The sequence below is a fragment of the Moellerella wisconsensis genome (assembly GCF_022592395.1).
Classification (GTDB): Bacteria; Pseudomonadota; Gammaproteobacteria; order Enterobacterales; family Enterobacteriaceae; genus Moellerella; species Moellerella wisconsensis.
Genome location: NZ_CP093242.1, coordinates 1,502,328 through 1,528,141 on the forward strand (window position 1 = coordinate 1,502,328; position 25,814 = coordinate 1,528,141).

Consider the following 25,814-nt stretch of genomic DNA (forward strand, 5'->3'; position numbering starts at 1 on the left):
ATAATCCAGCTTGGTTGTTTTAATCGTTTTTTGTTATTTAGATATCGGATGTTTACGTTTTAGACTATTTGGTTTCATGATGAATAAATATAGCTTCTCTTAAACGCTGTTGTTGTTCAAAACGTTGTTCTTGCGTCAATTTTTGATCATGTGAAAGTTGAGTTAATAAGATATTCATTTCAGTAATTGAATTTTCTTTGAGCCGAGCATCCACACTATTTTTAATTTCATCGTAGTAGTTCATTAAATATCCTCAAAATTTAGACGTATATTGTTTTATCATTGCATCAGTTATCAATTGATTACTGCTCTTGCCCTTATTAATAATCTTCTCAAACTAATCGCCATTTTTACTCGTCAATTAGCTTTTTTCAATGATCATAATAGCCATGGTATCAGGCACCAAGGCTTTCATGATATGAGGCTGTTCGGCGGAATAACAAATATAATCGCCAGGAAATAACTCGGTTTGATTATCTAAGGGACCGACTAAAGCTTGTCCAGTCATTAAGATAATATGCTCTTTAACTCCTTGCATATGGGGCTCAGAGATTCTATCTCTACCGGGCTGGGCAATAACAGTATAGATGTCTCTTCTGGCATTCGCTGGTGAGGATGATAATAAATAGACCAGATAATTAGCATGCTCAGCACTGACCATTGTGCCTTCACCGTGGCGGATAATTGTTACTTCTTGTTTTTCCGGCTCAATGAGCTTGGCAAAAGGGATATCTAATGCAATACAAATAGCCCACAGTGTTTCAATGCTGGGGTTACCAGTGCCCGATTCTAATTGAGAAAGTGTTGATTTACCGATACCCGCCCTGCGGGATACTTCTGATAATGATAAACCACTTTTCTTTCTTTCTCGTACTAGCGCCTGTGAAATTAATGCAATCGGGGGAGATGAGATGCTCAATTTACAATCCTTCCTGACTTGCTTTTATAAAATTATAACAACATAATGAACGAATGTTTAATATATAGAACGAAAATTATGTTCACAATAGCATTAAATCATAACACGGTTAAAAATATTGCGCTGGTATGCTTGGCGGATTTGATTGTGGGCGTTTCTTATGGGGCGCTAGCACATTCTCAAGGATTTGATGGGTGGGTCCCATTAACCTTATCCATTTTAGTTTTGGCGGGCGCCTCAGAATTTTTATTTATCGGTATTGTTTTTGCGGGCGGTAGTCCTATCTCCGCAGCATTAGCGGGGATCCTAGTTAATTCTCGGCATATCCCTTTTAGTTTTGCCGTGGGTAAGTTGACCGGAAAAGGTGCAAAGGCTTATTTGGGCTACCATATTATGAATGATGAAAGTGTTATTTTTGGATTAGCGCAACAGACAGAGGCAGACAAAAAAGCCGCCTTTTGGCTATGCGGTCTAGGAATTATGTTATGTTGGCCAGCCGGCGTGATTATTGGTGAAGTTTTGGGAACATTTATTCATGACACTCGAATGTTTGGTATGGATGCGATGTTCCCAGCAATTATTCTGGCCCTGTGTTTACCCGCTTTAAAGGATAAACGTTTAAGAGCCGCGGCGATTATTGGTGCGATTTTGGCTGTCATTTTAACCCCATATTTGCCTGCGGGGATACCTGTTCTGGTTTCATTATTGAGCTTATTGCTCTATGTCCGGAGATAATACAATGCCTAATTCTTGGTTAATGCTGGCGGGAATTCTTTTATTAGCGCTGGTAACTTATTTAATGCGGGCTTCGGGAGCGTTATTACAAGGGAGGATTATTTTATCTGAATACAGTAAAACTCTTTTTTCAGCCGCGGCTATTATTATTTTATTCTCTGTAGCGATGACATCTACGATATTTGAAGGTACTCAATTCTCTGATGGGGCTAAAATTATTGGGGTGATCGTGGCGGGTATTTTAACCTGGTATCAAAAACCATTTATTGTGATTGTGTTATCGGCTTCAATAGTAACGGCGTTATTACGTATCTTATTTTAAACCTAGATTGTTAATTACTATTACTTCGATATTCGAAGTAAAAAAAAGCCTGCACAGATGCACAGGCTAAAGTAGAACATGTACAATATTTAACTTTACTCAACAATTATAGTTGGGTATTGGCTGGATGCTATTTGGTTGTGCTTATTATTATAACAGGCAAAACTGATGAATATTATAGCGATATTTAGTTAGTGACCGCGGCCGGCATTACGGGTGGATTACGTGCTTCCACGATAGAAACTCTGACTTGATAAGGTTTGCCTGTAGCTAATGCCGGTGTATCTGCGACTAATTTTTTCAACGAACCATTAGGATCCGTAGTTTGTACAGAAGCCTGATAAACTGAGTTATGTTTATTTCTCATTTGATCACATTGCATGGATCTATCGCGTTGTTTGGTATTTTTTGCATCATTGATAGGTTTATTCGTCGCTAAATTACGCTCGCTAATATCAGCCACACCTACACGTACGTAATAGGATTTACCCTGCTCAATAGTCGGGGCATCCGCGACTAATTTTTTCAGTGATTCATTCGGGTTTTCAGTTTGAATTGATGATTGATAAACCGCATTATGCTGTTGTTGCGAATGCTGACGTTGAGAGTGTGGGCCAGGACCGTTATGCCATGAATTTGCAGCCGCTGCACTAAAACCAACGGTTAATAACGCGACAGCTAATAAACCAGATTTTATCTTATTCATTATATTTTCCTCTAGGTAGTTGATGCCTTGATAATCCCGTAATTCTATTTAAGCAGCAACTGTATTTACCCTGACTGACTGAAACCTCATATTGTCTGCACGATCTTCATATTTTCTCCATGAAGTGAAAAAAAGATCCATCTTCCCAAGTGTGGGATATGTTTAAGGGCGGTATTTAGTCATAGCCAGTGGCATAGTTAAGGATATGGTTGGTGGTAATTACTTGTTTAATAACATAAAGAAGAGTTTGGTAAAAATAACTAATATCAGGGAAGTAACAAATGGAGCACTTGATATCCGTGACTTAAGAGTATCAAGTGCTGATAACTAACAGGCTATTTTCGTTGGATCAGCAGGTTGTAGCGGAGGCAAATTGTAGGCTGCTCTAGCACGATCACAGGCTTCATTATGTACGCCATTCTCCCACGACGCATCAAACTCTCGACAGGTCGTTGACCGCTGCGTATAAATCGAACAGGAGACACATTCTCCAATTACACCGTCCAGAGCCACGCAACGTGTCTGATTTTTTTGATTAGTGCCTTTCATACAACTGATAAATGGTGTGACTTTTTCGACTAATTCCGCAGGGACGCTACCGTCCCCCTCGGTTGATTCAGCCCAATAGAAAGAGACACGGAAATAAGCGCAGCATGCACCACAGCTTATGCAAGGATTTTCTGGATGTTGAGTTGTTAGCGTATGAATATTAGTCATTTCTAATACCATAAAATCTGTTGTTTATGATAATAGTTTGGGGGATCCCAAACCGCCATAACTGACCGCCAACCAAAAAATAGAGGCGGATTATTGTGCAGATATTATTGTACGTCTAGGCTGATTTTTGCAAGATTTTAATTAGGTTAAATGGCTTAATTATAAATGCATACAGGCTAATAGTTTACCTTAGGGTAAATAATATTTATTATTGATTTTATTTGTATGGGATCTATACGTCAGTAATGAGGATTGATGGAAGGATAAATAATAGGGATAGATTTCAGTGTGAGTGGATGTTTATCTATAAATTGCTAAATTGCTAAATTGCTAAATTGCTAAATTGCTAAATTGCTAAATTGCAAATAGATGAGTTAGTCATAAAAAACTCCCTCGGAGAATCTGATTGAGTCTGCGAGGGAGTTGATTTTTAGTCAAACAGCACTAGGCTAAAGATAGCTTATACATTATACGTGTTTAAGCTGCTCCTCATTATCCTGATTAAAGATCTCTTTATTGGTTTCACCCATGATTTGGCTGGTAATTGTCCCTGCAGTCATGGCACCACTAACATTCAGTGCGGTACGACCCATATCAATCAATGGTTCTACTGAAATCAGTAGCGCGACTAATGTCACTGGTAATCCCATCGCAGGGAGCACAATTAAGGCGGCAAATGTTGCTCCACCACCGACCCCAGCAACGCCCGCGGAGCTAATAGTTACAATACCGACTAACGTAGCAATCCATAGAGGATCAAATGGATTGATACCCACGGTTGGTGCAACCATCACAGCTAACATTGCAGGATAGATACCTGCACAGCCATTCTGTCCGATAGTGGCACCGAATGAAGAAGAGAAGCTAGCGATAGATTCAGGCACCCCAATGCGACGTACTTGTGTTTCAACATTCAGCGGAATACTCGCAGCGCTTGAACGGCTGGTAAAGGCGAATGTAAGTAATGGGCCGGCTTTTTTGAAGAATTTAATCGGGTTGATCCCGGCAAACGAAACTAATAATCCATGGACAATAAACATTAAACCCAGTGCGATATAAGAGGCAACTACGAAGCTACCTAATTTTATGATATCAGCAAGGTTTGAGCTAGCGACCACTTTAATCATTAACGCCATAACACCGTAAGGGGTTAAACGCATAACTAAACGAACCAGTTTCATGACCCAAGCTTGAACCACATCAATCGCTGCTAAGGCTTTTTCACCGCGTGTTTTATCATCTTTCAGTAATTGTAATGCAGCAACGCCTAAGAATGCGGCGAAGATAACGACGCTGATGATAGACGTTGGATTAGCGCCAGTTAAATCGGCAAATGGATTTTTAGGTACAAACGATAAAATGAGTTGTGGTAAAGATAAATCAGATACTTTACTCACATAGTTAGCTTGAATAGCATCTAAACGTGCGCTTTCTTGCTGACCTTGCACCAGTCCATCCGCAGTTAAACCGAACATATTAGTGACTAAAATACCAATTAACGCAGCTATTGCGGTGGTAAATAGTAAGGTACCAATAGTCAGAAAACTGATTTTACCTAATGATGAAGCTTTGTGCAGTCGGGCAACAGCACTCAAAATTGAGGCAAAGACTAATGGCATGATAATCATTTGTAACAGTTGAACATAACCATTACCGACGATATTAAACCATTGAATAGATTCTTTTACCGTTTGATGATTAGTGCCATAAACTAAATGTAAAGCGACGCCATAAGCTACACCAAAAACTAAGCCAGTAAGAACTTTTTTCGATAAGCTCCAACCCTTAGCCCCTAGTTTTGCTAACAGGAACATCAATGCTACAAAAACTAGCACATTGAGAATTAACGGTAGATTCATCCCTACACTCCAGATCCAGACTGAGATTTATATTTATCATCTATTAGTGTTATCGACATTATCTATTATAAGAAAAGCGATAAAACTAACTATTGGTTATATGTTACCAGTTGAGTAAATGCATTACTTATAATTAAATCGAATTAGATAGTATTATTAATAATAGGACAATTAAGTCATAAAAGAAAATGGTCTGGGATTTATTTATCTCATTGATTACTAATCAAATTAACAATATGTGATATTTGCTGTTGTAACGGTAGTGAGATATGCGTAGGGATAAAACAGGCACAAACTGTCAAAAGAACGGCAATAAAGCGTTCTGCTTTTTTGTTAGTTTTACCGCGCAAGATAGGTAAACGGAAACGCCGAGGTAGGGGCCATAATAACGGAACTCCAGCAGGGGTTAACATATCGGCGATTAAATGACTGAAATAACCTAATAAAAAAGCTTGCAGTAAATCGTTCGGTAATACCCATTCGGCAGGAATACCGGTATAGCAAAAAAGTATTAATAATCCCCATGCGATAAAACTATGGGTAAACCCTCGATGCCCACATAATTTAAATATAGGCACTGAGATAACGCGAAATAAGCGGCCGATAATTGATGAAGGATGATCAATATCTGGTAATAAAGCGCCCAGCAATACGCCTGGCAGCATGTGTAGCCAGTCGCCCTGAGTAAACTCTGGGGTAATTTCTAATTTGTGTGCCAAAACTAATGAGGCAACAGAGAAAAGAAGATGTCCTTCAGCTGTCATGGTGGATAAAATACCATCTGTGAATCTATACAGTTAAAGGCCAGTATAAAGTTTTTTATAGTATTTAGATAGGGGGAGAATAGTAGAAAAGTGTTTAGTTATTAAGGAATAAGCGAAATATTTTATGCTGAAGGTGAATTTTATATTATTTGATATTAATAATATAAAAAATAGAAATACACAGAATAGAGGTAATTAATTGATATTCCTCCCGAAATAAACGAGAGGAATCTGTTAGCAAGTGCTCAGTGGGTTATCGCAAGTCTTTTGCTGTAAGTTCATGTAAAGATGCCAGTTTTACATCAGCTAGTGCCCAGCGGGGATCATTGAAATGATGTTGGTCTGGAACAACAATCGAACGCATTCTTGCCGCTTTAGCCGCAATCATTCCATTAAATGAATCTTCTAATGAGACACAATTAATCGGATTAACGCCAAGGGCTTGTGCCGCTTGTAAATAGACTTCAGGATTAGGTTTACTGTGAGGAAGTTCCGCGGCTGAAATAACCGCTGAAAAATAATCACGAATATTAAATAGCTCTAAGACTTTTTCTAGCATATAGAGAGGTGAGGCAGAGGCTAAGGCTATTTTCAGATTAAGTGACTGGCAAAGTTCTAAGGCTTGGTTAACGCCGGGTAGCAGTGGTCGAGTTTCTTCTACTAGGCTAATGACTCGGTCGATAATTTTCTGTGCCACTTCTTCTTGGCTATATCCTTGCCAAGGCGCGGTTTGATACCAAAGCTCAACGACATGATCAATGCGTAATCCAAGAGTGTCAGGCATTTGATCGGCCATTAAAAAATCCACGCCGATTTCGGCTAAAATTTCTTTTGTGGCTTGTGACCAAAAAGGTTCTGAATCGATCAGTAAACCATCCATATCAAAAATTGCAGCTTGGATTGATAATTTATGAGACATCAAAGGGCTCCAGTGAAACAGTTATTTATAATTGATAGTGTAGCAATTCAGCGCTCAGAAATCTTTTATTATCATTTATTGTCTATTCTAAGTACTCGATTATTAAAAATAGTTTGTGGTTAGATTTTTGACTAAATTGATGCATAAATAAGCGTCTAATAATAAATAATTTAAAGAAAGCTAGCATAGAATTATTCAGAGATAACTCGGTCGATTATAGATAAAGTCAGCCATGGCAAGACACAGTAAATATCAGCGTAGAGGATATAATTAAATTCGGTTATCATGATGCCGAAAAATACAGGGGAATAAACATGAATTTTAAGACCATGAGTTCTATCGCAATAGGTAAGCGTATTGTCGGCTGGATAATCTTTATATTTTCACTGATCTCTACTTTGATATCTCTTATTAGCTTGGCGGGTATAAAAGGAATTCAGGGGGAGGGCATTAATGCGGTATTAAATGATTTTATTAAAGTTATGGCAGAGATGGCTCGTCAAAGTTCACCTTTTTTGAATTTTTTCTGGGAAAACTCACCGGTACCTTCGACTGAAATGGGATTTTCTTCAGCAAATATTAGTTTTATTATTATTTTCTTGCTGATTTTTGTTGGTTTGGCACTCAGCGCCTCTGGTTTGCGTATGTTTCGACAAATTAAATTTATTCGCGAGAGTTTAGAAGATCACGTTATTGTTGAGAAAGCTAAAGGTAATGATATTTCACAGACTGAATTAGAACAGAAAGTGACCATTCCTCGCCACAGTATTTTTAGCGAGATCTTTGTACTGTATTTCTGGCCAATTATCTTCGGGTTAATTCTGTATTTTGGCTTTAAATTACTAAATTGGTGATTTTATTTAATGGTTTTTTATTGAACCTAATTTGATTGAATGTTCATAATGAGTTAAAAAAACGCCTGAACAAATCATGATCAGGCGGTATAACAATATAAATGTTATTCAGCTAAAAGGTTTTCAACAATTGATTGTGCCTGTAAATAGCTCTTTTCACAGCCGAATAGATTGCAACTATTCAACAAATAATAAAGCTGATAGATAGGCTGCCGGTCAATGAAACCATGAGGCAGGGGCCAGATGCTTTGATATCCGTCAATAATCTGGATGGGAATATGATTATAAGCGGTTAACATGGCTAAATCGCACTCGCGATCTCCCCAATAACAGGCTGGGTCAAAAACAACCCCAGTATATTCGTCAGTTATTGCGCTGTTTCGCGGCCATAAATCACCATGTAATAAAGATGGTTGAGGCTGGTGTCCTTGTAGGCGCTGTTTGACTATCTCGACAATTTGTGGAATATCGCCAAAAATCATACCTTTTTCAGCCGAAATTTGTAATTGCCAACCGATACGTTTTTCGGCAAAAAATGAATTCCAACGTTTTTCCCAACTATTTGGTTGAAATGTAGTACCTAAACGAGTATCGAAATCAAAGCCATAAGCGGGTTGTTCTTCCCATTGATGTAACTGAGCTAATTGTCGGCCGAATTGCCATGCGTTGGTGGGAGTAAAGGGTTTTAACTCAATATATTCGAGTAACAAAAAACTGTGAGTTTTGTTACTGCCAACGCCATAGACTTTCGGAACTCTAATTGTTTGGCTATGGGCGAGAATATCCAGCTGTTCAGCTTCTTCTTTAAAGTGTGGTAAAAATTCTCGCCTGTTTTGTTTAATGAAAACAGTGTGTCCGCCATAATCAACTTTTAGAGTGTGATGAATATCACCGCCAGAAAGAATTTGCTTATTATGTAGTTCTGCTTCACCCCAGTGCTCACTCAATACACGCCTTATCGCCTGCCACATGATCCACCTCGCTCAGCCCGCCAATGTCTTTATATAATATAGGGATGATATCAGAATGAACAGTGACAAATGTTTAAAGGAAAAGGGATATCACGGATTAAATGATATCCCTTGTAATAAATATTGAATATTAGGCCGCATTAATTGCTTGTTTATGTGATTTGGCTTTTTTACGAGCTAACAGAATTTTACTGTAAATTAATGCGATCACAAAATAGATGGCTTGAGTAATAACAATACATGGGCCAGTTGCACCATCGATATAAAAACTAACAATAGTCCCAATTACACTAGACGTTATTGACGCAATAACTGCGACTACCAGCATCCAGCCAAAACTTCGGCAGAGAATAAAAGCAATTATCCCCGGTGATATCAGCATAGCGATGACTAAAATAATACCGACCGCTTGTAATGACGCAACGATAGTTAGTGCTAATAAAGATAATAATCCGTAATGCAGTAATTTAACCGGCAAGCCGATAACTTTAGCTTGGTTGGGGTCAAAACAATAAAGCATAAAATCTTTACGCTTTAATAGAATGATGGCAATAGTAATTCCTGCAATCCATAAGGTTTGGGAAAACTCCGCATCGGTGATCCCCAGTATATTACCGAATAGAATGTGGGTTAAATGCTGATCAGTATCAATTTTAGCGAACAACACCAAACCAACGGCAAACATTCCCGAAAAAACGATCCCCATCACGGTATCTTCTTTGATACGGCTGTTATCTTTTAAGTATCCAGTGGCAAAGGCGCAAAATATGCCTGAAATAAAAGCGCCAATTGATAAGGGGATCCCAACAACAAAGGCTAAAATAATCCCCGGCAGTACGGCATGGGAGATGGCATCCCCCATTAATGACCAGCCTTTGAGCACCAAAAAGCAGGATAAAACTGCGCAGACAGCCCCGGTTACGATAGCTGCAATAATGGCTTTTTGCATAAAGGGAAAAATAAATGGGGCGGTTAATATCTCAATAAAATCATTCATTTTCCGCTCCTTGCTGTTCTTTCTGATGGATAGCGCGTAGATTGGCAGATTCTATCCTAGCGTTACGCCGAGAGGCTAATACTCCATGTTTAGGTGCGAAAAAGAATGCAATGAGGAAAATAACCGTTTGTAAGGTCACAATTAATCCACCGGTGGCACCATTGAGGAAATAGCTAGCATACGCACCAACAGCACTGCTTATTGTCCCTATCGCAACGGCAATAATTAACAAACGCTTGAATTGATCTGTCAATAAATAGGCGGTAGCTCCAGGGGTAACCACCATAGCAATGACCAAAATTGCTCCAACCGTTTGTAATGCGGCGACAGTACACGCACTTAATAGGGTGAAAAAGATAATTTTTAATTTCATCGGATTTAAACCAATAGAACGAGCATGGCTTTCATCAAAGAATACGACTAATAAATCCTTCCAAATCATCATTAAAACCACAAATGAAATACCGATAATGATTTCAACTTGCAGTACATCGGAATCAGCAATGCCAAGAATATTACCAAAAATGATGGTTTGTACGTTCACCGAGGTTGGATTTAATGAAACTATCAATAAGCCTGCGGCAAAAAAGGTTGAAAAGATAAAGCCAATTACCGCGTCTTCCCGTAATCGGGTTATATGGCGAATGAATGTCATCGCTAATGCCGCGAGAATACCGGTAAAAAAAGCACCGACAGCATAGGGTAAGCCGAGGGCGTAAGCGCCAGCGACACCGGGGACAACCGAGTGGGAGAGAGCATCTCCCATTAATGACCAGCCTTTGAGCATCAGATAAGCCGAAAGAAAGGCACAGACTGCGCCAACAATCGCACTAACCCAAATCGCCTTAACCATATAGTTGTACTCAAAAGGCTGAAGTAACAACTCAAACATTATTATTCCTTAGGTGGGTTTTTATGAACGGGAGCATCGTGGTCATGACCATAAAATACCGCCGCACGCTCATCATCAGTAATAACAGTTACGGAACGCGGATCATCATCATCGTGAAGTGTTGAACCGGATAAATTAATATGGCGTAACACACCGCCAAAGGTCATTTGTAAGTTTTTTTGTGTAAAGGTGGTTTCGGTAGGGCCACTGGCTAATACGGTACGATTAATCAAAATAACATGATCGCAAAATTCCGGTACACTGCCTAAATTATGGGTTGATACTAAAATCAAATGGCCTTCATCACGTAGGCCGCGTAATAAATCAATAATGGCATTTTCAGTTTTAACATCCACGCCAGTAAAGGGCTCATCAAGCAGCAAGACTTTGCCTTCTTGAGCTAAAGCGCGGGCTAGAAATACACGTTTTTTCTGCCCACCGGATAATTCGCCAATTTGACGATGCCCTAATCCTGTGAGGTCAACCCGAGCTAATGCGTTTGCGACCGCAGTTTTATCTGCGCTACTCGGAATGCGGAAAAATCCCATTTTTCCATAGCGTCCCATCATCACAACATCAGACACTAAAACGGGGAAATTCCAATCAACCTCTTCGGTTTGAGGCACATAAGCAATTATATTATCTTTTAAAGCCGTTTTTATCGGTTGACCATTTAGTGAAACTTGCCCCTGAGAGGGCGTAATTAGCCCCATAATAGTTTTGAATAAGGTGGATTTACCACTGCCGTTGACGCCGACGAGTGCACAAATAGAGCCACCGGTGATATCAAAACTCGCGTTATGAATGGCTGTATGCCCGTTGTTGTAAGTTACAGTGGCATCATCAACCACTAAATTAGGTTTTTCAAAGTTACTTGCGCTACTCATTACTGACCAAACCCTTTTGCTATAGTGTCTACGGTGGTATTTAATAAATCGATATACGTGGGAACAGGGCCCTCAGCAGATGAGAGCGAATCGACATACAGTACGCCGCCATATTTCGCGCCTGTCTCTTTACTTACTTGACGGGCTGCTTTATCTGAAATAGTACTTTCGCTAAACACTACTGGAATATTGTGTTTACGTACGGTATCAATGACTTTTTTAACTTGTTGTGGCGAACCTTGTTCTTCGGCATTAATCGGCCATAAATAAACTTCTTTAAGTCCATAATCTCGAGTTAAATAACTGAAGGCGCCTTCACTGGTAACTAACCAACGCTGTTGTTCAGGAATACGATTTAAACGTTCACGCAGAGGCGCGTCAAGTTGGGCGATTTTTGCTGCATAGGCTGCGGCATTTTGATTATAAGTAGCTGCATTTTGTGGATCATATTTAACTAAAGCCGCACGAATATTTTCAATATAAATAGCTGCGTTAGCGGGTGACATCCAAGCATGCGGGTTAGGCGTTCCTTGATATTCACCTTCACGGATAGACATTGGCTGAATTCCGGTGGTGACAATGACGCTCGGAACATCTTTAAAGTTTTCAAAGAAACGATTGAACCACAGCTCTAAATTCATCCCGTTCCACAAGATCAAATCAGCATCATAAGCTTTAATAATGTCCCGTGGCGTGGGTTGGTAATCATGAATTTCAGCGCCGGGCTTGGTGATTGATTCTACGATTGCTGCATCGCCTGCTACATTTTGCGCGATATCTTGAATAATAGTGAAGGTGGTGACCACTTTGAATTTTTTAGCAAATGCGGGCTGACTAATAAAGAGCATTGCAATAATTGCCATTAACGTGGTAAACAGAGGGGGAGAAAACCTCGACAATCTCTTCTTCATATTTTAAGCCTTATGGTAGTGCTGTTTAGGGTATGTATATTGCGCGATAATCTGCAATTATAGCCAGTGAGCTATCCTCAGGTGTTCTACTATCTGCTTGTCCGAGGGAAGGGGGTCAAAGGTCCAATTTTGAAATATCCTAACCGGTCAAGAAAAACACCAATTGATAATGATTATCAATATCATTAAGGAAAAGTCAAGGCTATTTCCATTATAATTACCCTATCGTTAGCAATGATTTTACCTATGAATAAAACATGTCTTAAAGTAAAAGTTAAGTAAAAATATTTTTATTTTTTTTACATTTGGTTATTCTCTGCGGAGAATACAATTTATCAGTATTATTTATTAGCATTATCTACTTATACAGTTTATTACCTTATTTATAACACGTCTCGCGAATACAAATTTTTAACATGATTATCGTATATTATGAGTGTGTATTGTGGGTGAAAGTTATACCAATTATTCGGGCTATTAGCAGAGGATCCAGAGGTGAAAAGATATATTGGTGGAGTATGTATGGCTTTGTTATTGGTTGGCTGTTCAAGCCAACAAAAAACGCCGTCATCAACTCAAAAGATGTTAAGCAAAACGCATAAGGTAAATGCTTCACCGCAGCTGGCCTCTTTTCCACGCACACCTTATGACCAATTCATTCGCGAATCTGCCCATCGTTATCAAGTCGAAGAGACTTTGATCCGTGCAATTATTGAAGTTGAGTCTAACTTCAGGCCTGATGTGGTGAGTAAATCAAATGCCGTTGGTTTAATGCAAATAAAAGCCTCAACGGCAGGACGGGATGCTTTTCGTTATCAGGGACGTAGTGGCGAGCCAAGTACGCGTGAATTAAAAGATCCCCGTACTAATATTGATTTAGGTACAGCGTATATTCGTATATTGCGCGAGCAGCAACTGACGGGCATTGCTCACCCACAAACCATGTATTATGCCACGGTGGTGGCATATGTTAATGGAGCCGGAGCGCTGCTACGCACCTTCGATAATGATAGGCGAGTGGCTATTAATAAGATTAACCGATTGACGCCTGAGGAGTTTTATCAGCATGTGCAGAGTAAACATCCTGCACCTCAGGCGCCACGTTATTTATGGAAAGTCAAAAATGCTTATAACGCTTTAGCAATGACAGATTGATGGGCTGAAATTAAATGTGGTAGGTCGGCGATAATCTCAATGACCCCATTAATCACAAATTGGACGCCCATACAAATCAGTAAAAATCCCATAATTCGTGAAATAGCATCGATCCCGCTTGAGCCCAACCATTTCATAATCGAGGTTGAGCTTTTTAATGTCAGCCACACCACCACACTAACGGCTAAAAAGGTCGCTACAGGTGCTACTTTTAAGACCCAAGGTGAAAAACCTACGTCGCCTGTCATTGAGGCTGCGGAGCTGATTATCATCGCGATAGTCCCCGGGCCGGCAGTGCTTGGCATAGCTAATGGCACAAACGCAATATTTGGCGCTTTTTGCCGTTTCTTGGAAACCGCAGGATCTTCATTTGAAAGACTGGCACTATCATCGGTAGTTTCATTACTCGGAAATAGCATGCCAAAACCAATAAACGCCACAATTAATCCCCCGGCGATACGTAAACCAGGAATCGAGATACCAAAGGTATTCATGACTAATTGCCCGGCATAAAAGGCAATTGTCATAATCGCGAAGATATACACACAGGCCATCAACGATTGCTGATTACGCTGTTCTTTGGTCATATTACCGGAAATACCCAGCATCACCGCGACGGTGGTCAATGGGTTTGCTAGAGGAAGTAGCAGGATTAACCCAATGCCGACAGCCTGAAACAGTTCAATAATATCTTTCATAATAGTTTTACGACGCCTTTATTTAGGGATTTCTACACTTCATTTAGCATATTGATCTAATTGATTATGACCATCATAACAAAAAATGTTATTAATCTGTATATTAGATGTTCGAGTGACATTAATAATCATTTATTTGATGTAGATCGCAAAACTGCACACATTTCCTGTGGATAAAACTGGCGCTCTAATGTTAATAACTCAAATTTATTCATTTTAATCAATAGGATATTTAAATTGATTAAAAAAGAGGCTAATTTGTCTTTGGGGCAGAAATAATCTCTGGGATAAACTATTTTCGTATGAAAAGAAATCAATGGAAATAAGGTTATTGGTATAAAAAAACCCTTCAAATTGAAGGGTTAAAAGTGTCTATTGGTAGGATGTTAAATATTTGGCTGTTAAAACATTCATGCATCCTTGCATCAAAATGTGATGTTATTTATAACAATTTTAATCTTGTTTAATTATTTTTTTTGTAAATAAAAAAAGATAAATGTCACGTTTTATAAAACCCGCTAATGACATATGTTTAAATACAATAGCGATTAATCGATAATAGATATTGTTTTATTTATGTTTTCTGTCTTTTCTATCTATAATTCTGTTTCTATTATTATCTAGCACTCTAATATTCTTTACAAAATATTTGTGTTTTACAGATTGATTTACACCTTTTATTTTATCATTGAGTGGTCTATTTTTAGTTTTCAGGCCAATTTTACGATGAAAAAAATAATATTATTTAGTAGCGCGCTAATCGGTAGTGCGGTGATCATATTTTTGAGTGCAGTATTTTTATTTAATCAACCGGCTAAAAATAATAATGGTGTAGAGAGTGATAATGCAGTCAGCTATTTAAAGCAAGGAATAGCCGTTATTTTACCTGAGTCTGCTTATATTATGTTGTCTCATTGGGGGCAGGATAATAGTGCATGTGAAATATTAGGCAATAATTTAGACAGTTTTGCAGATTATTTACAGGCTAATACAGCGATTGTACACATTAAAGGAATGAATGGGCTAGATGAGCAATTAGAGCTGATCCGCCAGCGAATAGAGCAAATGCCAGTAAAAATGAAACGTAGTGCCTGCCAGCATGAAATGGCAAAATTAGAGGGGTTAAAAAGTGTGTTCTTTTTAGAAGATCATAAATTATGATTATTCTAAATAATTAGACAACGGTACTCTACAACTACACTCTACAGCCATACTGTTTAGTATTAATCGATTTTATCGAACACAGCGGAACATCAGGTTTAAATAACATCAGCGAAGAGATAAGATGATAGTCAGTAATTATGATTAGGCCGGGGGAGTTACTAAATGAAGTTGTTTAATTTACCCTTTTTAAATTGGTTATTTTTAATGATACTAGCTGGTTTGTTGCTGCCTTCGGATTCATGGCAAACAATTGATATTTATTCATTACCGGTAATTATTGGTGGTATAGTGATCCTGATAAGTCTCATATGGATATTCGCCTGTGTGGGTTACTTCATTTATTTTAATACCTCGCCAGATCCCCGAAAAAACACCGCAAATTTAATAACTACAGGCCCGTTTAAGTTCTCTAGAAATCCGATGTATTTAGCTTTTTTACTAATTAGTTTAGCCATCGCTGCCATTAGTTGTTCAGCCTATTTTATTATTGCTGGTGGATTATTCTTTATATTGACGCATTATTATACCGTGCCTAAAGAAGAAAAAATGCTCGCCAGATGCTTTTCTCAACAGTGGTCTGATTATATCCAACAGACGCGTCGTTGGTTGTAAACTCGAAAGTTTTTAGCAGAAACCAGTTCAATATATAAGTTTTTAAAACCCCTATCATAAAACAAAAAATAGCGTTAACTCAGTCAATTACTTATTAATCACCGATGTTAATATTACAAAATAAGCCAATAAATTGAATAAACTGAGTGGAATATAAATGTAATAATTAGAATATCACTTCAAAGAATGGGTTAATTAATAAGCTAAGCGCCTAGAAGGTTGAAGGCTATATATTTTTTATGTGGGATTGCTGTGATATTATGGTCTCCGAGTTTTGACAATGTACATAATATATCAGTGGTACAATCTATAGAGATTTGAGTACATCGTTGTGTACACAACTTGCAGGGTGAAGCAGGTGATTGTCATTAACGTATTGAATTAATACACAAAAATAATCAAACAAGTGATCTTTCGTGGGGGTCACCACTGTTGATAAGGATTTTAAATGCCTGTAATTACTCTTCCTGACGGAAGTCAACGTCAGTTTGACCATGCTGTTTCAGTTCTCGATGTTGCGCGTGATATCGGGCCGGGTCTGGCTAAAGCCTGTATCGCGGGTCGTGTAAATGGTGAGTTAGTCGATACCTGTGAGCTGATTGAACATGATGCCAATTTGGCGATTATTACCAGTAAAGACCAAGAAGGGTTAGAAATTATTCGCCACTCTTGCGCTCATTTACTCGGTCATGCCATAAAACAATTATGGCCAAACACCAAAATGGCGATCGGTCCGATTATCGATAATGGCTTTTATTATGATGTTGACCTTGATCATCCATTAACGCAGGAAGATTTAGAAAAGCTCGAAAAGCGTATGCTGGAGCTGGCTAAAAAAGATTACGATGTGATAAAAAAACGTGTTTCTTGGCAAGAAGCGCGAGAAGTTTTTGTTGCGCGTGGCGAAGATTACAAAGTTGAAATCCTTGATCAAAATATCAGCCAAGATGATAAACCAGGTCTTTATCATCATGAAGAATATGTTGATATGTGTCGCGGGCCTCATGTGCCGAATATGCGCTTCTGCCATCACTTTAAATTACAAAAAATTTCAGGTGCATATTGGCGCGGTAATAGCGACAATAAAATGCTGCAACGTATTTATGGTACTGCATGGGCGGATAAAAAACAGCTAAATGCTTATCTGCAACGCTTGGAAGAGGCGGCAAAACGCGATCATCGTAAAATTGGTAAACAGCTTGATTTATATCATATGCAAGAAGAAGCGCCGGGAATGGCGTTCTGGCATAATGATGGCTGGACTATTTTCCGTGAATTGGAAACCTTTGTTCGCACCAAGCTAAAGTCATATCAATATCAAGAAGTTAAAGGTCCATTTATGATGGATCGCGTGATGTGGGAAAAAACAGGACATTGGGAAAACTACAAAGAAGCGATGTTTACAACCTCCTCAGAGAACCGTGAATATTGCATTAAACCAATGAACTGCCCAGGGCACGTACAAATTTTTAATCAAGGTTTGAAATCCTACCGTGATTTGCCATTAAGAATGGCAGAATTTGGTAGCTGTCATCGTAATGAGCCATCAGGCGCATTGCATGGCTTAATGCGAGTACGTGGTTTTACTCAGGATGATGCGCATATTTTCTGTACTGAAGAGCAAATCATGAGTGAAGTCAGCAGCTGCATTAAAATGATTTATGATGTTTATGCGACATTCGGCTTTGAAAAAATCGTGGTTAAATTATCCACTCGCCCAGAAAAACGTATCGGTAATGATGCGCTGTGGGATAAAGCAGAAGCCGATTTAGCTGGCGCATTAAAAGATAACAATATCGAATTTGAATATCAGCCAGGAGAAGGTGCATTCTACGGGCCAAAAATTGAATTTACCCTGTATGATTGTTTAGATCGTGCATGGCAGTGCGGTACAGTGCAGTTAGACTTTTTCTTACCGGGTCGACTGAATGCCTCTTATGTTGGTGAAAATAACGAACGTATTGTTCCGGTGATGATCCACCGTGCGGTATTGGGCTCATTAGAGCGCTTTATCGGTATTCTGACCGAGGAATATGCAGGATTCTTTCCAACATGGTTAGCGCCCCAGCAAGTTGTCGTGATGAATATTACTGATTCACAAGCAGATTATGCGCAACAATTGGCCGATAAACTGCAAAGTGTCGGGATCCGCGCTAAAGCTGACTTGAGAAATGAAAAGATTGGCTTTAAAATTCGCGAACATACGTTACGTCGTGTTCCTTACATGCTGGTTTGCGGTGATAAAGAAGTCAACGATGGAACCGTTTCAGTTCGTACGCGTCGCGGTAAAGATTTAGGCAGCTTAGATGTCAATGAATTTATGGCTAAATTGCTTGAAGAAATTCGCGGTCGTCATCTTAATCAACTGGAGGAATAAAGTATTAAAGGCGGAAAAAGAATCCCAACAGCACGTCCACATCGTATTAACGATGAAATCCGTGCAACAGAAGTTCGTTTAACTGATTTAGAAGGCGAACCTGTCGGTGTCGTCAGTTTACGAGAAGCTCTGGAAAAAGCGAGCGAGGCAGGGGTTGATTTAGTTGAAATCAGCCCAAATGCTGAGCCTCCGGTCTGCCGGATCATGGATTACGGCAAATTCTTGTATGAGAAAAGTAAATCTCAGAAAGAACAGAAAAAGAAACAAAAAATTGTCCAGATTAAGGAAATTAAATTCCGTCCTGGCACAGATGAAGGCGACTATCAGGTCAAGCTACGCAACCTGATTCGCTTTTTAGAAGATGGTGACAAAGCTAAAATCACTCTGCGTTTTCGCGGTCGTGAAATGGCACACCAACAGATCGGTATGGCGATGCTTAATCGCATCAAAACAGATCTGGAAGAACTGGCTGTGGTTGAATCCTTCCCTTCACGTGTTGAAGGGCGCCAGATGATCATGGTGTTGGCACCGAAGAAGAAATAATTAGGCATGCAAGTAATAAGTGTTCAGCAATTGCTGAGCACTTATTCGCCTGATTAATTCATGGCTTACCCCAATAGTTTGAATCGCCGTATTATGATGATTTACCTTGATTTATAAGAGCTTACAGCGTAAGTGCTTATGAGCTGAGTAGAGAGTCGTTGGGCAGTGCGTCAAATTAGGCCGGGTATATTAACAATGCGAAGTTGGAAACAATAATGCCAAAGATTAAAACAGTTCGCGGCGCGGCTAAGCGCTTCAAAAAAACCGCAGGTGGCGGCTTTAAACGTAAGCATGCAAACCTCCGTCATATTCTGACCAAGAAGTCTACTAAGCGTAAACGTCATTTACGTCCAAAAGGCATGGTATCTAAAGGCGATTTGGGTCTGGTAATTGCTTGCCTGCCTTACGCATAAGTTAACTGGTTAAAGAATATATCGAACTCGATTCGAGATGATAGGAGAATAGTATGGCTCGCGTAAAACGTGGTGTAGTGGCCCGTGCACGTCACAAGAAGATTTTGAAGCAAGCGAAAGGTTACTACGGAGCACGTTCACGTGTTTACCGTGTAGCATTTCAAGCGGTAATCAAAGCAGGTCAATATGCTTATCGTGACCGTCGTCAGCGTAAACGTCAATTCCGTCAACTGTGGATTGCACGTATTAATGCTGCAGCACGTCAAAATGGTCTGTCTTACAGCCGTTTCATTAATGGCCTGAAAAAAGCCTCAATTGAAATTGACCGTAAGATTTTAGCCGACATCGCAGTATTCGACAAAGCCGCATTCACGGCATTAGTTGAAAAAGCGAAAAGTGCTTTAGCATAACTGTTCGCAGTAAGCGCTAATTAATGCAAGGGGAGATGCGTCTCCCCTTTTAATTTAAGCTGTTTTATCCCACAAAACTCACTTCATCTATAATTACTTTGGCGAATAAATAACAATAGCGGTTGCTCATTGTTGTATTATTTAGCGTCAACAGATTGCCGCATTTGATTGTATAAATAATATTTAGTGCATTATATGCTTGAGTAATCGGGCAATAAGTTCTAAAATCTGCGGTCAAATCACCACGCTAGTGGTTATATATCTAGTATTGGTGTGATTGTAGCTGTGTTTTTTATTATAAAAATAGATTACTATAAATAAATCAGTCTATTTTCATAATAAAAAAGTTCCTGAGAGTGTCTCACGAACGCGATATAAGATGCTGCGTAAAAATAATGATATACCGTAGCTCTCTTTATCCAATTGGAGGAATAAAGTATTAAAGGCGGAAAAAGAATCCCAACAGCACGTCCACATCGTATTAACGATGAAATCCGTGCAACAGAAGTTCGTTTAACTGATTTAGAAGGCGAACCTGTCGGTGTCGTCAGTTTACGAGAAGCGCAAGAAAAAGCTGAGGAAGCGGGCGTCGATTTAGTTGAAATCAGCCCAAATGCTGAACCGCCAGTATGCCGGATCATGGATTACGGCAAATTCCTCTATGAGAAAAGCAAATCTCAAAAAGAACAGAAAAAGAAACAGAAAATTGTCCAGATTAAGGAAATTAAATTCCGTCCTGGCACAGATGAAGGCGACTATCAGGTCAAACTACGCAACCTGATTCGCTTTTTAGAAGATGGTGACAAAGCTAAAATCACTCTGCGTTTTCGCGGTCGTGAAATGGCACACCAACAGATCGGTATGGAAGTGCTTCATCGCCTGAAGGCTGATCTGGAAGAACTGGCTGTGGTTGAATCCTTCCCTTCACGAATTGAAGGGCGCCAGATGATCATGGTGTTGGCACCGAAGAAGAAATAATTAGGCATGCAAGTAATAAGTGTTCAGCAATTGCTGAGCACTTATTCGCCTGATTAATTCATGGCTTACCCCAATAGTTTGAATCGCCGTATTATGATGATTTACCTTGATTTATAAGGGCTTACAGCGTAAGTGCTTATGAGCTGAGTAGAGAGTCGTTGGGCAGCGCGTCAAATTAGGCCGGGTATATTAACAATGCGAAGTTGGAAACAATAATGCCAAAGATTAAAACAGTTCGCGGCGCGGCTAAGCGCTTCAAAAAAACCGCAGGTGGCGGCTTTAAACGTAAGCATGCAAACCTCCGTCATATTCTGACCAAGAAGTCTACTAAGCGTAAACGTCATTTACGTCCAAAAGGCATGGTATCTAAAGGCGATTTGGGTCTGGTAATTGCTTGCCTGCCTTACGCATAAGTTAACTGGTTAAAGAATATATCGAACTCGATTCGAGATGATAGGAGAATAGTATGGCTCGCGTAAAACGTGGTGTAGTGGCCCGTGCACGTCACAAGAAGATTTTGAAGCAAGCGAAAGGTTACTACGGAGCACGTTCACGTGTTTACCGTGTAGCATTTCAAGCGGTAATCAAAGCAGGTCAATATGCTTATCGTGACCGTCGTCAGCGTAAACGTCAATTCCGTCAACTGTGGATTGCACGTATTAATGCTGCAGCACGTCAAAATGGTCTGTCTTACAGCCGTTTCATTAATGGCCTGAAAAAAGCCTCAATTGAAATTGACCGTAAGATTTTAGCCGACATCGCAGTATTCGACAAAGCCGCATTCACGGCATTAGTTGAAAAAGCGAAAAGTGCTTTAGCGTAACTGCTAGTTAAAAGAGGGGAGATTTTTCTCCTCTTTTACTTTATCTAACAGTAAGTTAATGGTACAAATGCTAATTTTAAATGCTAAATGAAACGGCAGATTAACCCCATGAAAACATTGATTTTTCGCTTCTTCTTTTACTTTAGTGCCTGATATACGGGGCTTATCTGCGTAAGAGAAAAAACGAAAAGTTACGCTAAAGCCTCCTGATGGAGGCTTTTTTATTTTTCGTTTTTTGTAAAAATGCATTAAAATCAGATGAATGTCTTTTCATAGTTTGTATAGTGGTTAATATATAATCTACACAATTAGAATTATAGCAGAGTAGCAAGTGAGTTAACTCGATAAGCTTCTCCGCAGCTATTTCATGCTGTGCTCGTGGTAATTCGAAATGTGAAGGTTATATCTGCTATCAATTGATAACTAGTTAAACGACCATGAGGTCATAAAGGGGAAACAATGCCACATCTCGCTGAGTTGGTTGCACAGGCAAAAGCAGCCATTGAGGAAGCCCAGGATGTTGCTGCGTTAGAATCAGTGCGTGTTGAATACTTAGGCAAAAATGGCCATTTAACACTGCAGATGAAAACGCTGCGTGATCTGCCTGCTGAGGAGCGTCCAGCAGCAGGGGCGGTGATTAATGAAGCTAAAGTTCAAGTGCAAGAAGTGTTAAATGCTCGCAAAGAAAAAATGCAAGCAGATATTCTTAATGCACGCTTGGCATCAGAAACTATTGATGTATCGCTGCCAGGCCGCCGTATGGAAAATGGGGGCTTACATCCAGTCACCCGTACTATTCAGCGTATTGAAGAGTTTTTTGGTGAGCTCGGTTTCTCTGTTGAATCAGGTCCAGAAATTGAAGATGATTACCATAACTTTGATGCATTAAACATTCCTCCTCATCATCCAGCGCGTGCTGATCATGATACGTTTTGGTTTGATGCGACTCGTCTCCTGCGTACCCAAACTTCTGGTGTGCAGATTCGCACTATGCAAGGGCAACAGCCACCGATCCGTATTATTGCACCGGGCCGAGTGTATCGTAACGATTATGATCAAACGCATACTCCAATGTTCCATCAGACCGAAGGCTTAATTGTTGATAAAGATATCAGCTTTACTAATCTGAAAGGAACATTGCATGATTTCCTGAATAACTTCTTCGAAGAGGAAGTACAGGTGCGTTTCCGTCCTTCTTATTTCCCATTTACGGAGCCTTCTGCAGAAGTTGATGTCATGGGCAAAAATGGAAAATGGCTAGAAGTGTTAGGCTGCGGTATGGTTCATCCAAATGTTCTGCGCAGTGTTGGCATCGATCCTGAAGTTTATTCCGGCTTTGCCTTCGGTATGGGAATGGAGCGTTTAACCATGTTACGTTATGGTGTTACCGATCTCCGTGCATTCTTCGAAAATGACTTACGTTTCCTCAAACAGTTTAAATAAGGCGAGATTATCTCATGAAATTCAGTGAACTCTGGTTACGCGAGTGGGTAAATCCAGCCATTGATAGTGAAGCATTATCTGATCAAATCACAATGACTGGCTTAGAAGTTGATGGTGTTGAGCCGGTTGCGGGTGAATTCCACGGTGTTGTAGTCGGTGAGGTTGTTGAGTGTGGACAGCACCCAAATGCCGATAAACTGCGCGTAACAAAAGTGAATGTAGGCGGTGAACGCTTACTGGATATCGTTTGTGGCGCACCAAATTGCCGTTTAGGGCTAAAAGTGGCTGTAGCTACTGTTGGTGCGGTATTACCGGGTGATTTTAAAATTAAACCGGCTAAATTGCGTGGTGAACCCTCTGAAGGGATGCTGTGCTCATTTTCTGAATTAGGTATTAAAGAAGATCACAGCGGCATTATAGAATTACCGGCAGATGCTCCGATAGGTACAGATATTCGTGACTATTTAAAATTAAATGATCACGCGATTGAAATCAGCATTACACCAAACCGTGCCGACTGCTTAAGCATTTTAGGTGTGGCTCGCGATGTCGCAGCAACCAACAAAATGGCGCTGATTGAACCAGAAATTGCCGCAGTAAAAGCGACAATTAATGACAATTTTCCTATCCGCGTTGATGCCCCAGAAGCTTGCCCTCGCTTTTTAGGTCGAGTGATTAAAGATATCGATGTAACAGCACCTACACCAATGTGGATGCAAGAAAAACTGCGTCGCGGCGGTATTCGTTCAATTGATCCGGTGGTAGATATCACCAATTTCGTACTGCTTGAACTGGGTCAACCACAACATGCTTACGATTTAGATAAATTGAATGGCGCTATTATTGTTCGCATGGCACAACCTGACGAAACGTTAGTCTTACTCGATGGTACGCAAGCTAAGTTAACTCAAGATACATTAGTCATTGCAGATGAAACTGGCGCGTTAGGGATTGCGGGTATTTTCGGTGGCGAGCATTCAGGGGTTAACAAAGGGACTAAAAACATTCTGTTAGAATGTGCTTTCTTTAATCCATTATCCATCACTGGCCGTGCACGTGGCTACGGATTGCATACTGATGCATCTCATCGTTTTGAGCGTGGTGTCGACCCACAATTACAATTTAAAGCGATGGAGCGTGCTACCCAGCTGATATTGGATATTTGTGGCGGACAAGCTACGGATATTATTGATGTTACTCATCAACAGTATTTACCGAAAGCATCTACGATCACTTTAACTCGCAAAAAATTAGATCGCTTATTAGGCCATCATATTGATGATTCACAAGTCACTGATATTTTGACTCGTTTAGGTTGCCAAGTCACAGTTAACTCGGGCTCATGGGATGTAATTGCCCCGTCATGGCGCTTTGATATGGCTATCGAAGAAGATTTAGTCGAGGATGTTGCCCGTTTATACGGTTATAACAATATTCCTGATGTGCCAGTGCGTGCTGATTTAATTATGACGCAGCATAAAGAAGCTAAATTGCCATTGAAACGTGTTAAAACCTTGCTGGTTGACCGTGGTTATCAAGAAGCGATTACCTACAGTTTCGTTGATCCGAAAATTCAGGCATTAGTCCATCCAGAACAAGAGGTTCTGATTTTACCTAACCCAATTTCAGCAGATATGTCTGCAATGCGACTCTCGTTATTGACAGGATTACTGACCACTGTAGTCTATAATCAAAATCGTCAGCAAAGTCGTGTGCGATTATTTGAAACAGGCCTACGTTTTGTTCCTGATACTAAAGCAGAATATGGAGTTCGTCAGGAATTAATGCTGGCAGGTGTCATTGCGGGTAACCGTTTTGAAGAGCACTGGTCACTTGATAAACAAATTATCGATTTCTTTGATTTAAAAGGGGATGTCGAAGCTGTTTTAGAATTGACTGGCAAGCTGAATCAAATTACATTTAAACAAGAAGCTCATTTTGCGCTTCATCCGGGTCAAAGTGCTGGAATTTATCTGGAAAATGAATATATTGGATTCATCGGTGTTATTCATCCAGAACTTGAACGCAAACTGGATCTAAACAGCCGCACAGTAGTATTTGAAATTCGTTGGGATGCGATTGCAGAGCGTATACTGCCTGACGCGAAACAGATTTCACGCTATCCAGCGAACCGCCGTGATATTGCTGTGGTGATACCTGAAAATGTGGCTGCAGCTGATGTGCTAGCCGAATGTAAAAAAGTTGGCATAAATCATATAGTTGGCATAAACTTGTTTGACGTGTATTGTGGTGAAGGGATAGCAGAAGGTTATAAAAGCCTAGCTATTAGCCTTACCTTCCAAGATACCCAGCGTACCATGGAAGAAGAGGAAATTACCGCGACCGTTGATCAGTGTGTTGCTGCGTTAAAACAGCGATTCCAAGCATCCTTGAGGGACTAAACCTATGGCGCTTACTAAAGCTGAAATGTCAGAAAATCTGTTTGAAAAACTTGGTGTTAGCAAACGCGATGCCAAAGAGCTCGTAGAATATTTCTTCGAAGAAGTTCGCAGTTCTTTAGAAAATGGCGAACAAGTTAAATTATCTGGATTTGGTAATTTTGATTTACGGGATAAGAATCAACGTCCTGGACGCAATCCAAAGACAGGCGAAGATATTCCAATTACAGCTCGCCGTGTTGTCACTTTCCGCCCAGGCCAAAAATTAAAAAGCCGAGTAGAAAAAGCAACACCAAAAGAATAATTGAGTTAGAGTTCAGTTAAAAGACCGCCTAGGCGGTCTTTT

At 39.9% G+C, this 25,814-nt stretch carries 30 protein-coding genes and 1 other annotated feature; of the genes, 17 read left to right on the forward strand and 13 right to left on the reverse strand.

Going from position 1 to position 25,814, the window contains the following annotated elements; genetic code table 11:
• Positions 1-64: 64 nt before the first annotated feature.
• Positions 65-244 (reverse strand): DUF2526 family protein, encoded by a 180-nt coding sequence (locus MNY66_RS06730; RefSeq protein WP_047254719.1) that lies wholly within the window; start codon positions 242-244, stop codon positions 65-67.
• A gap of 117 nt (positions 245-361) precedes the next feature.
• Positions 362-919 (reverse strand): XRE family transcriptional regulator, encoded by a 558-nt coding sequence (locus MNY66_RS06735; RefSeq protein WP_047254718.1) that lies wholly within the window; start codon positions 917-919, stop codon positions 362-364.
• A gap of 78 nt (positions 920-997) precedes the next feature.
• Between MNY66_RS06735 and MNY66_RS06740 the strand changes: the two genes are divergently transcribed.
• On the forward strand, positions 998-1,654 hold the full coding sequence (locus MNY66_RS06740) for an AzlC family ABC transporter permease (RefSeq protein ID WP_241501754.1): 657 nt from the start codon (positions 998-1,000) through the stop codon (positions 1,652-1,654).
• 4 nt (positions 1,655-1,658) lie between these two features.
• Complete coding sequence (locus MNY66_RS06745; RefSeq protein ID WP_047254717.1) at positions 1,659-1,976, forward strand: AzlD domain-containing protein; 318 nt, start codon at positions 1,659-1,661, stop codon at positions 1,974-1,976.
• A 187-nt stretch (positions 1,977-2,163) separates the two neighbouring features.
• Here the strand turns inward: MNY66_RS06745 and MNY66_RS06750 are convergent, their stop codons facing one another.
• The 5 genes from MNY66_RS06750 to hxpB form a co-directional block, all read right to left on the reverse strand.
• On the reverse strand, positions 2,164-2,682 hold the full coding sequence (locus MNY66_RS06750; protein ID WP_241501755.1) for a hypothetical protein: 519 nt from the start codon (positions 2,680-2,682) through the stop codon (positions 2,164-2,166).
• A 327-nt stretch (positions 2,683-3,009) separates the two neighbouring features.
• On the reverse strand, positions 3,010-3,399 hold the full coding sequence (locus MNY66_RS06755) for a YkgJ family cysteine cluster protein (RefSeq protein ID WP_047254716.1): 390 nt from the start codon (positions 3,397-3,399) through the stop codon (positions 3,010-3,012).
• A gap of 467 nt (positions 3,400-3,866) precedes the next feature.
• On the reverse strand, positions 3,867-5,258 hold the full coding sequence (locus MNY66_RS06760) for an L-cystine transporter (RefSeq protein ID WP_047254715.1): 1,392 nt from the start codon (positions 5,256-5,258) through the stop codon (positions 3,867-3,869).
• 209 nt (positions 5,259-5,467) lie between these two features.
• Complete coding sequence (locus MNY66_RS06765; protein ID WP_047254714.1) at positions 5,468-6,022, reverse strand: metal-dependent hydrolase; 555 nt, start codon at positions 6,020-6,022, stop codon at positions 5,468-5,470.
• Between the two features lie 253 nt (positions 6,023-6,275).
• Positions 6,276-6,941 carry a hexitol phosphatase HxpB gene (gene hxpB / locus MNY66_RS06770; protein WP_241501756.1) on the reverse strand — a complete coding sequence of 222 codons (666 nt, stop codon included), beginning with the start codon at positions 6,939-6,941 and terminating at the stop codon, positions 6,276-6,278.
• Positions 6,942-7,255: 314 nt separating this feature from the next.
• Here hxpB and MNY66_RS06775 point away from each other — a divergent pair, with 314 nt between their 5' ends.
• On the forward strand, positions 7,256-7,795 hold the full coding sequence (locus tag MNY66_RS06775; protein ID WP_241501757.1) for a YniB family protein: 540 nt from the start codon (positions 7,256-7,258) through the stop codon (positions 7,793-7,795).
• A gap of 104 nt (positions 7,796-7,899) precedes the next feature.
• Here the strand turns inward: MNY66_RS06775 and MNY66_RS06780 are convergent, their stop codons facing one another.
• From MNY66_RS06780 to MNY66_RS06800, 5 genes are all read right to left on the reverse strand, one after another.
• Positions 7,900-8,766: a fructosamine kinase family protein gene (locus tag MNY66_RS06780; RefSeq protein ID WP_047254711.1), complete on the reverse strand. Its 867-nt coding sequence runs from the start codon at positions 8,764-8,766 to the stop codon at positions 7,900-7,902.
• 130 nt (positions 8,767-8,896) lie between these two features.
• On the reverse strand, positions 8,897-9,763 hold the full coding sequence (locus MNY66_RS06785; RefSeq protein WP_047254710.1) for a metal ABC transporter permease: 867 nt from the start codon (positions 9,761-9,763) through the stop codon (positions 8,897-8,899).
• The gene (locus MNY66_RS06790) at positions 9,756-10,655 is read right to left on the reverse strand and encodes a metal ABC transporter permease (RefSeq protein ID WP_047254709.1); all 900 of its coding nucleotides are present in this window, start codon (positions 10,653-10,655) and stop codon (positions 9,756-9,758) included. The genes MNY66_RS06785 and MNY66_RS06790 overlap by 8 nt, the downstream gene beginning before the upstream one ends.
• Positions 10,656-10,657: 2 nt before the next feature.
• Complete coding sequence (locus MNY66_RS06795; RefSeq protein ID WP_047254708.1) at positions 10,658-11,542, reverse strand: manganese/iron ABC transporter ATP-binding protein; 885 nt, start codon at positions 11,540-11,542, stop codon at positions 10,658-10,660.
• Positions 11,542-12,453: a metal ABC transporter substrate-binding protein gene (locus MNY66_RS06800; protein WP_047254707.1), complete on the reverse strand. Its 912-nt coding sequence runs from the start codon at positions 12,451-12,453 to the stop codon at positions 11,542-11,544. Before MNY66_RS06800 ends, MNY66_RS06795 begins: the two co-directional genes overlap by 1 nt.
• 495 nt (positions 12,454-12,948) lie before the next feature.
• On the opposite strand from MNY66_RS06800, the gene MNY66_RS06805 reads away from it, so the two are divergent.
• On the forward strand, positions 12,949-13,608 hold the full coding sequence (locus tag MNY66_RS06805) for a transglycosylase SLT domain-containing protein (RefSeq protein WP_241501758.1): 660 nt from the start codon (positions 12,949-12,951) through the stop codon (positions 13,606-13,608).
• Here the strand turns inward: MNY66_RS06805 and MNY66_RS06810 are convergent.
• Entirely contained in the window at positions 13,581-14,306 is a 726-nt protein-coding gene (locus MNY66_RS06810; RefSeq protein ID WP_047254705.1) for a MarC family NAAT transporter, read from the reverse strand. The genes MNY66_RS06805 and MNY66_RS06810 overlap by 28 nt on opposite strands.
• Before the next feature lie 726 nt (positions 14,307-15,032).
• Between MNY66_RS06810 and MNY66_RS06815 the strand changes: the two genes are divergently transcribed.
• From MNY66_RS06815 to ihfA, 13 genes are all read left to right on the forward strand, one after another.
• Positions 15,033-15,467 (forward strand): hypothetical protein, encoded by a 435-nt coding sequence (locus MNY66_RS06815; RefSeq protein WP_241501759.1) that lies wholly within the window; start codon positions 15,033-15,035, stop codon positions 15,465-15,467.
• A 165-nt stretch (positions 15,468-15,632) separates the two neighbouring features.
• Complete coding sequence (locus MNY66_RS06820) at positions 15,633-16,082, forward strand: methyltransferase family protein (protein WP_047255517.1); 450 nt, start codon at positions 15,633-15,635, stop codon at positions 16,080-16,082.
• A 448-nt stretch (positions 16,083-16,530) separates the two neighbouring features.
• On the forward strand, positions 16,531-18,459 hold the full coding sequence (gene thrS, locus MNY66_RS06825) for a threonine--tRNA ligase (RefSeq protein ID WP_047255518.1): 1,929 nt from the start codon (positions 16,531-16,533) through the stop codon (positions 18,457-18,459).
• Positions 18,460-18,462: 3 nt separating this feature from the next.
• Complete coding sequence (gene infC, locus MNY66_RS06830; RefSeq protein ID WP_241501870.1) at positions 18,463-19,002, forward strand: translation initiation factor IF-3; 540 nt, start codon at positions 18,463-18,465, stop codon at positions 19,000-19,002.
• Between the two features lie 215 nt (positions 19,003-19,217).
• A complete protein-coding gene (rpmI, locus tag MNY66_RS06835) occupies positions 19,218-19,415 on the forward strand; it encodes a 50S ribosomal protein L35 (protein ID WP_005968897.1) in 198 nt (65 codons plus the stop codon).
• A gap of 53 nt (positions 19,416-19,468) precedes the next feature.
• The gene (gene rplT, locus MNY66_RS06840) at positions 19,469-19,825 is read left to right on the forward strand and encodes a 50S ribosomal protein L20 (RefSeq protein ID WP_047255520.1); all 357 of its coding nucleotides are present in this window, start codon (positions 19,469-19,471) and stop codon (positions 19,823-19,825) included.
• 438 nt (positions 19,826-20,263) lie between these two features.
• A complete protein-coding gene (infC, locus tag MNY66_RS06845) occupies positions 20,264-20,803 on the forward strand; it encodes a translation initiation factor IF-3 (RefSeq protein ID WP_134473693.1) in 540 nt (179 codons plus the stop codon).
• 215 nt (positions 20,804-21,018) lie between these two features.
• On the forward strand, positions 21,019-21,216 hold the full coding sequence (gene rpmI, locus MNY66_RS06850) for a 50S ribosomal protein L35 (protein WP_005968897.1): 198 nt from the start codon (positions 21,019-21,021) through the stop codon (positions 21,214-21,216).
• Positions 21,217-21,269: 53 nt separating this feature from the next.
• Entirely contained in the window at positions 21,270-21,626 is a 357-nt protein-coding gene (gene rplT, locus MNY66_RS06855) for a 50S ribosomal protein L20 (RefSeq protein WP_047255520.1), read from the forward strand.
• Positions 21,627-21,728: 102 nt separating this feature from the next.
• Positions 21,729-21,852 (forward strand) — a sequence feature (Phe leader region).
• Positions 21,735-21,779: a pheST operon leader peptide PheM gene (pheM, locus tag MNY66_RS18040; protein WP_134473794.1), complete on the forward strand. Its 45-nt coding sequence runs from the start codon at positions 21,735-21,737 to the stop codon at positions 21,777-21,779. (Overlaps the previous feature by 45 nt.)
• Before the next feature lie 233 nt (positions 21,853-22,085).
• A complete protein-coding gene (pheS, locus tag MNY66_RS06860; RefSeq protein WP_047255521.1) occupies positions 22,086-23,069 on the forward strand; it encodes a phenylalanine--tRNA ligase subunit alpha in 984 nt (327 codons plus the stop codon).
• 14 nt (positions 23,070-23,083) lie between these two features.
• The gene (gene pheT, locus MNY66_RS06865) at positions 23,084-25,471 is read left to right on the forward strand and encodes a phenylalanine--tRNA ligase subunit beta (RefSeq protein ID WP_241501760.1); all 2,388 of its coding nucleotides are present in this window, start codon (positions 23,084-23,086) and stop codon (positions 25,469-25,471) included.
• Between the two features lie 4 nt (positions 25,472-25,475).
• On the forward strand, positions 25,476-25,772 hold the full coding sequence (ihfA, locus tag MNY66_RS06870) for an integration host factor subunit alpha (RefSeq protein ID WP_047255523.1): 297 nt from the start codon (positions 25,476-25,478) through the stop codon (positions 25,770-25,772).
• The last annotated feature ends 42 nt before the right edge of the window (positions 25,773-25,814 follow it).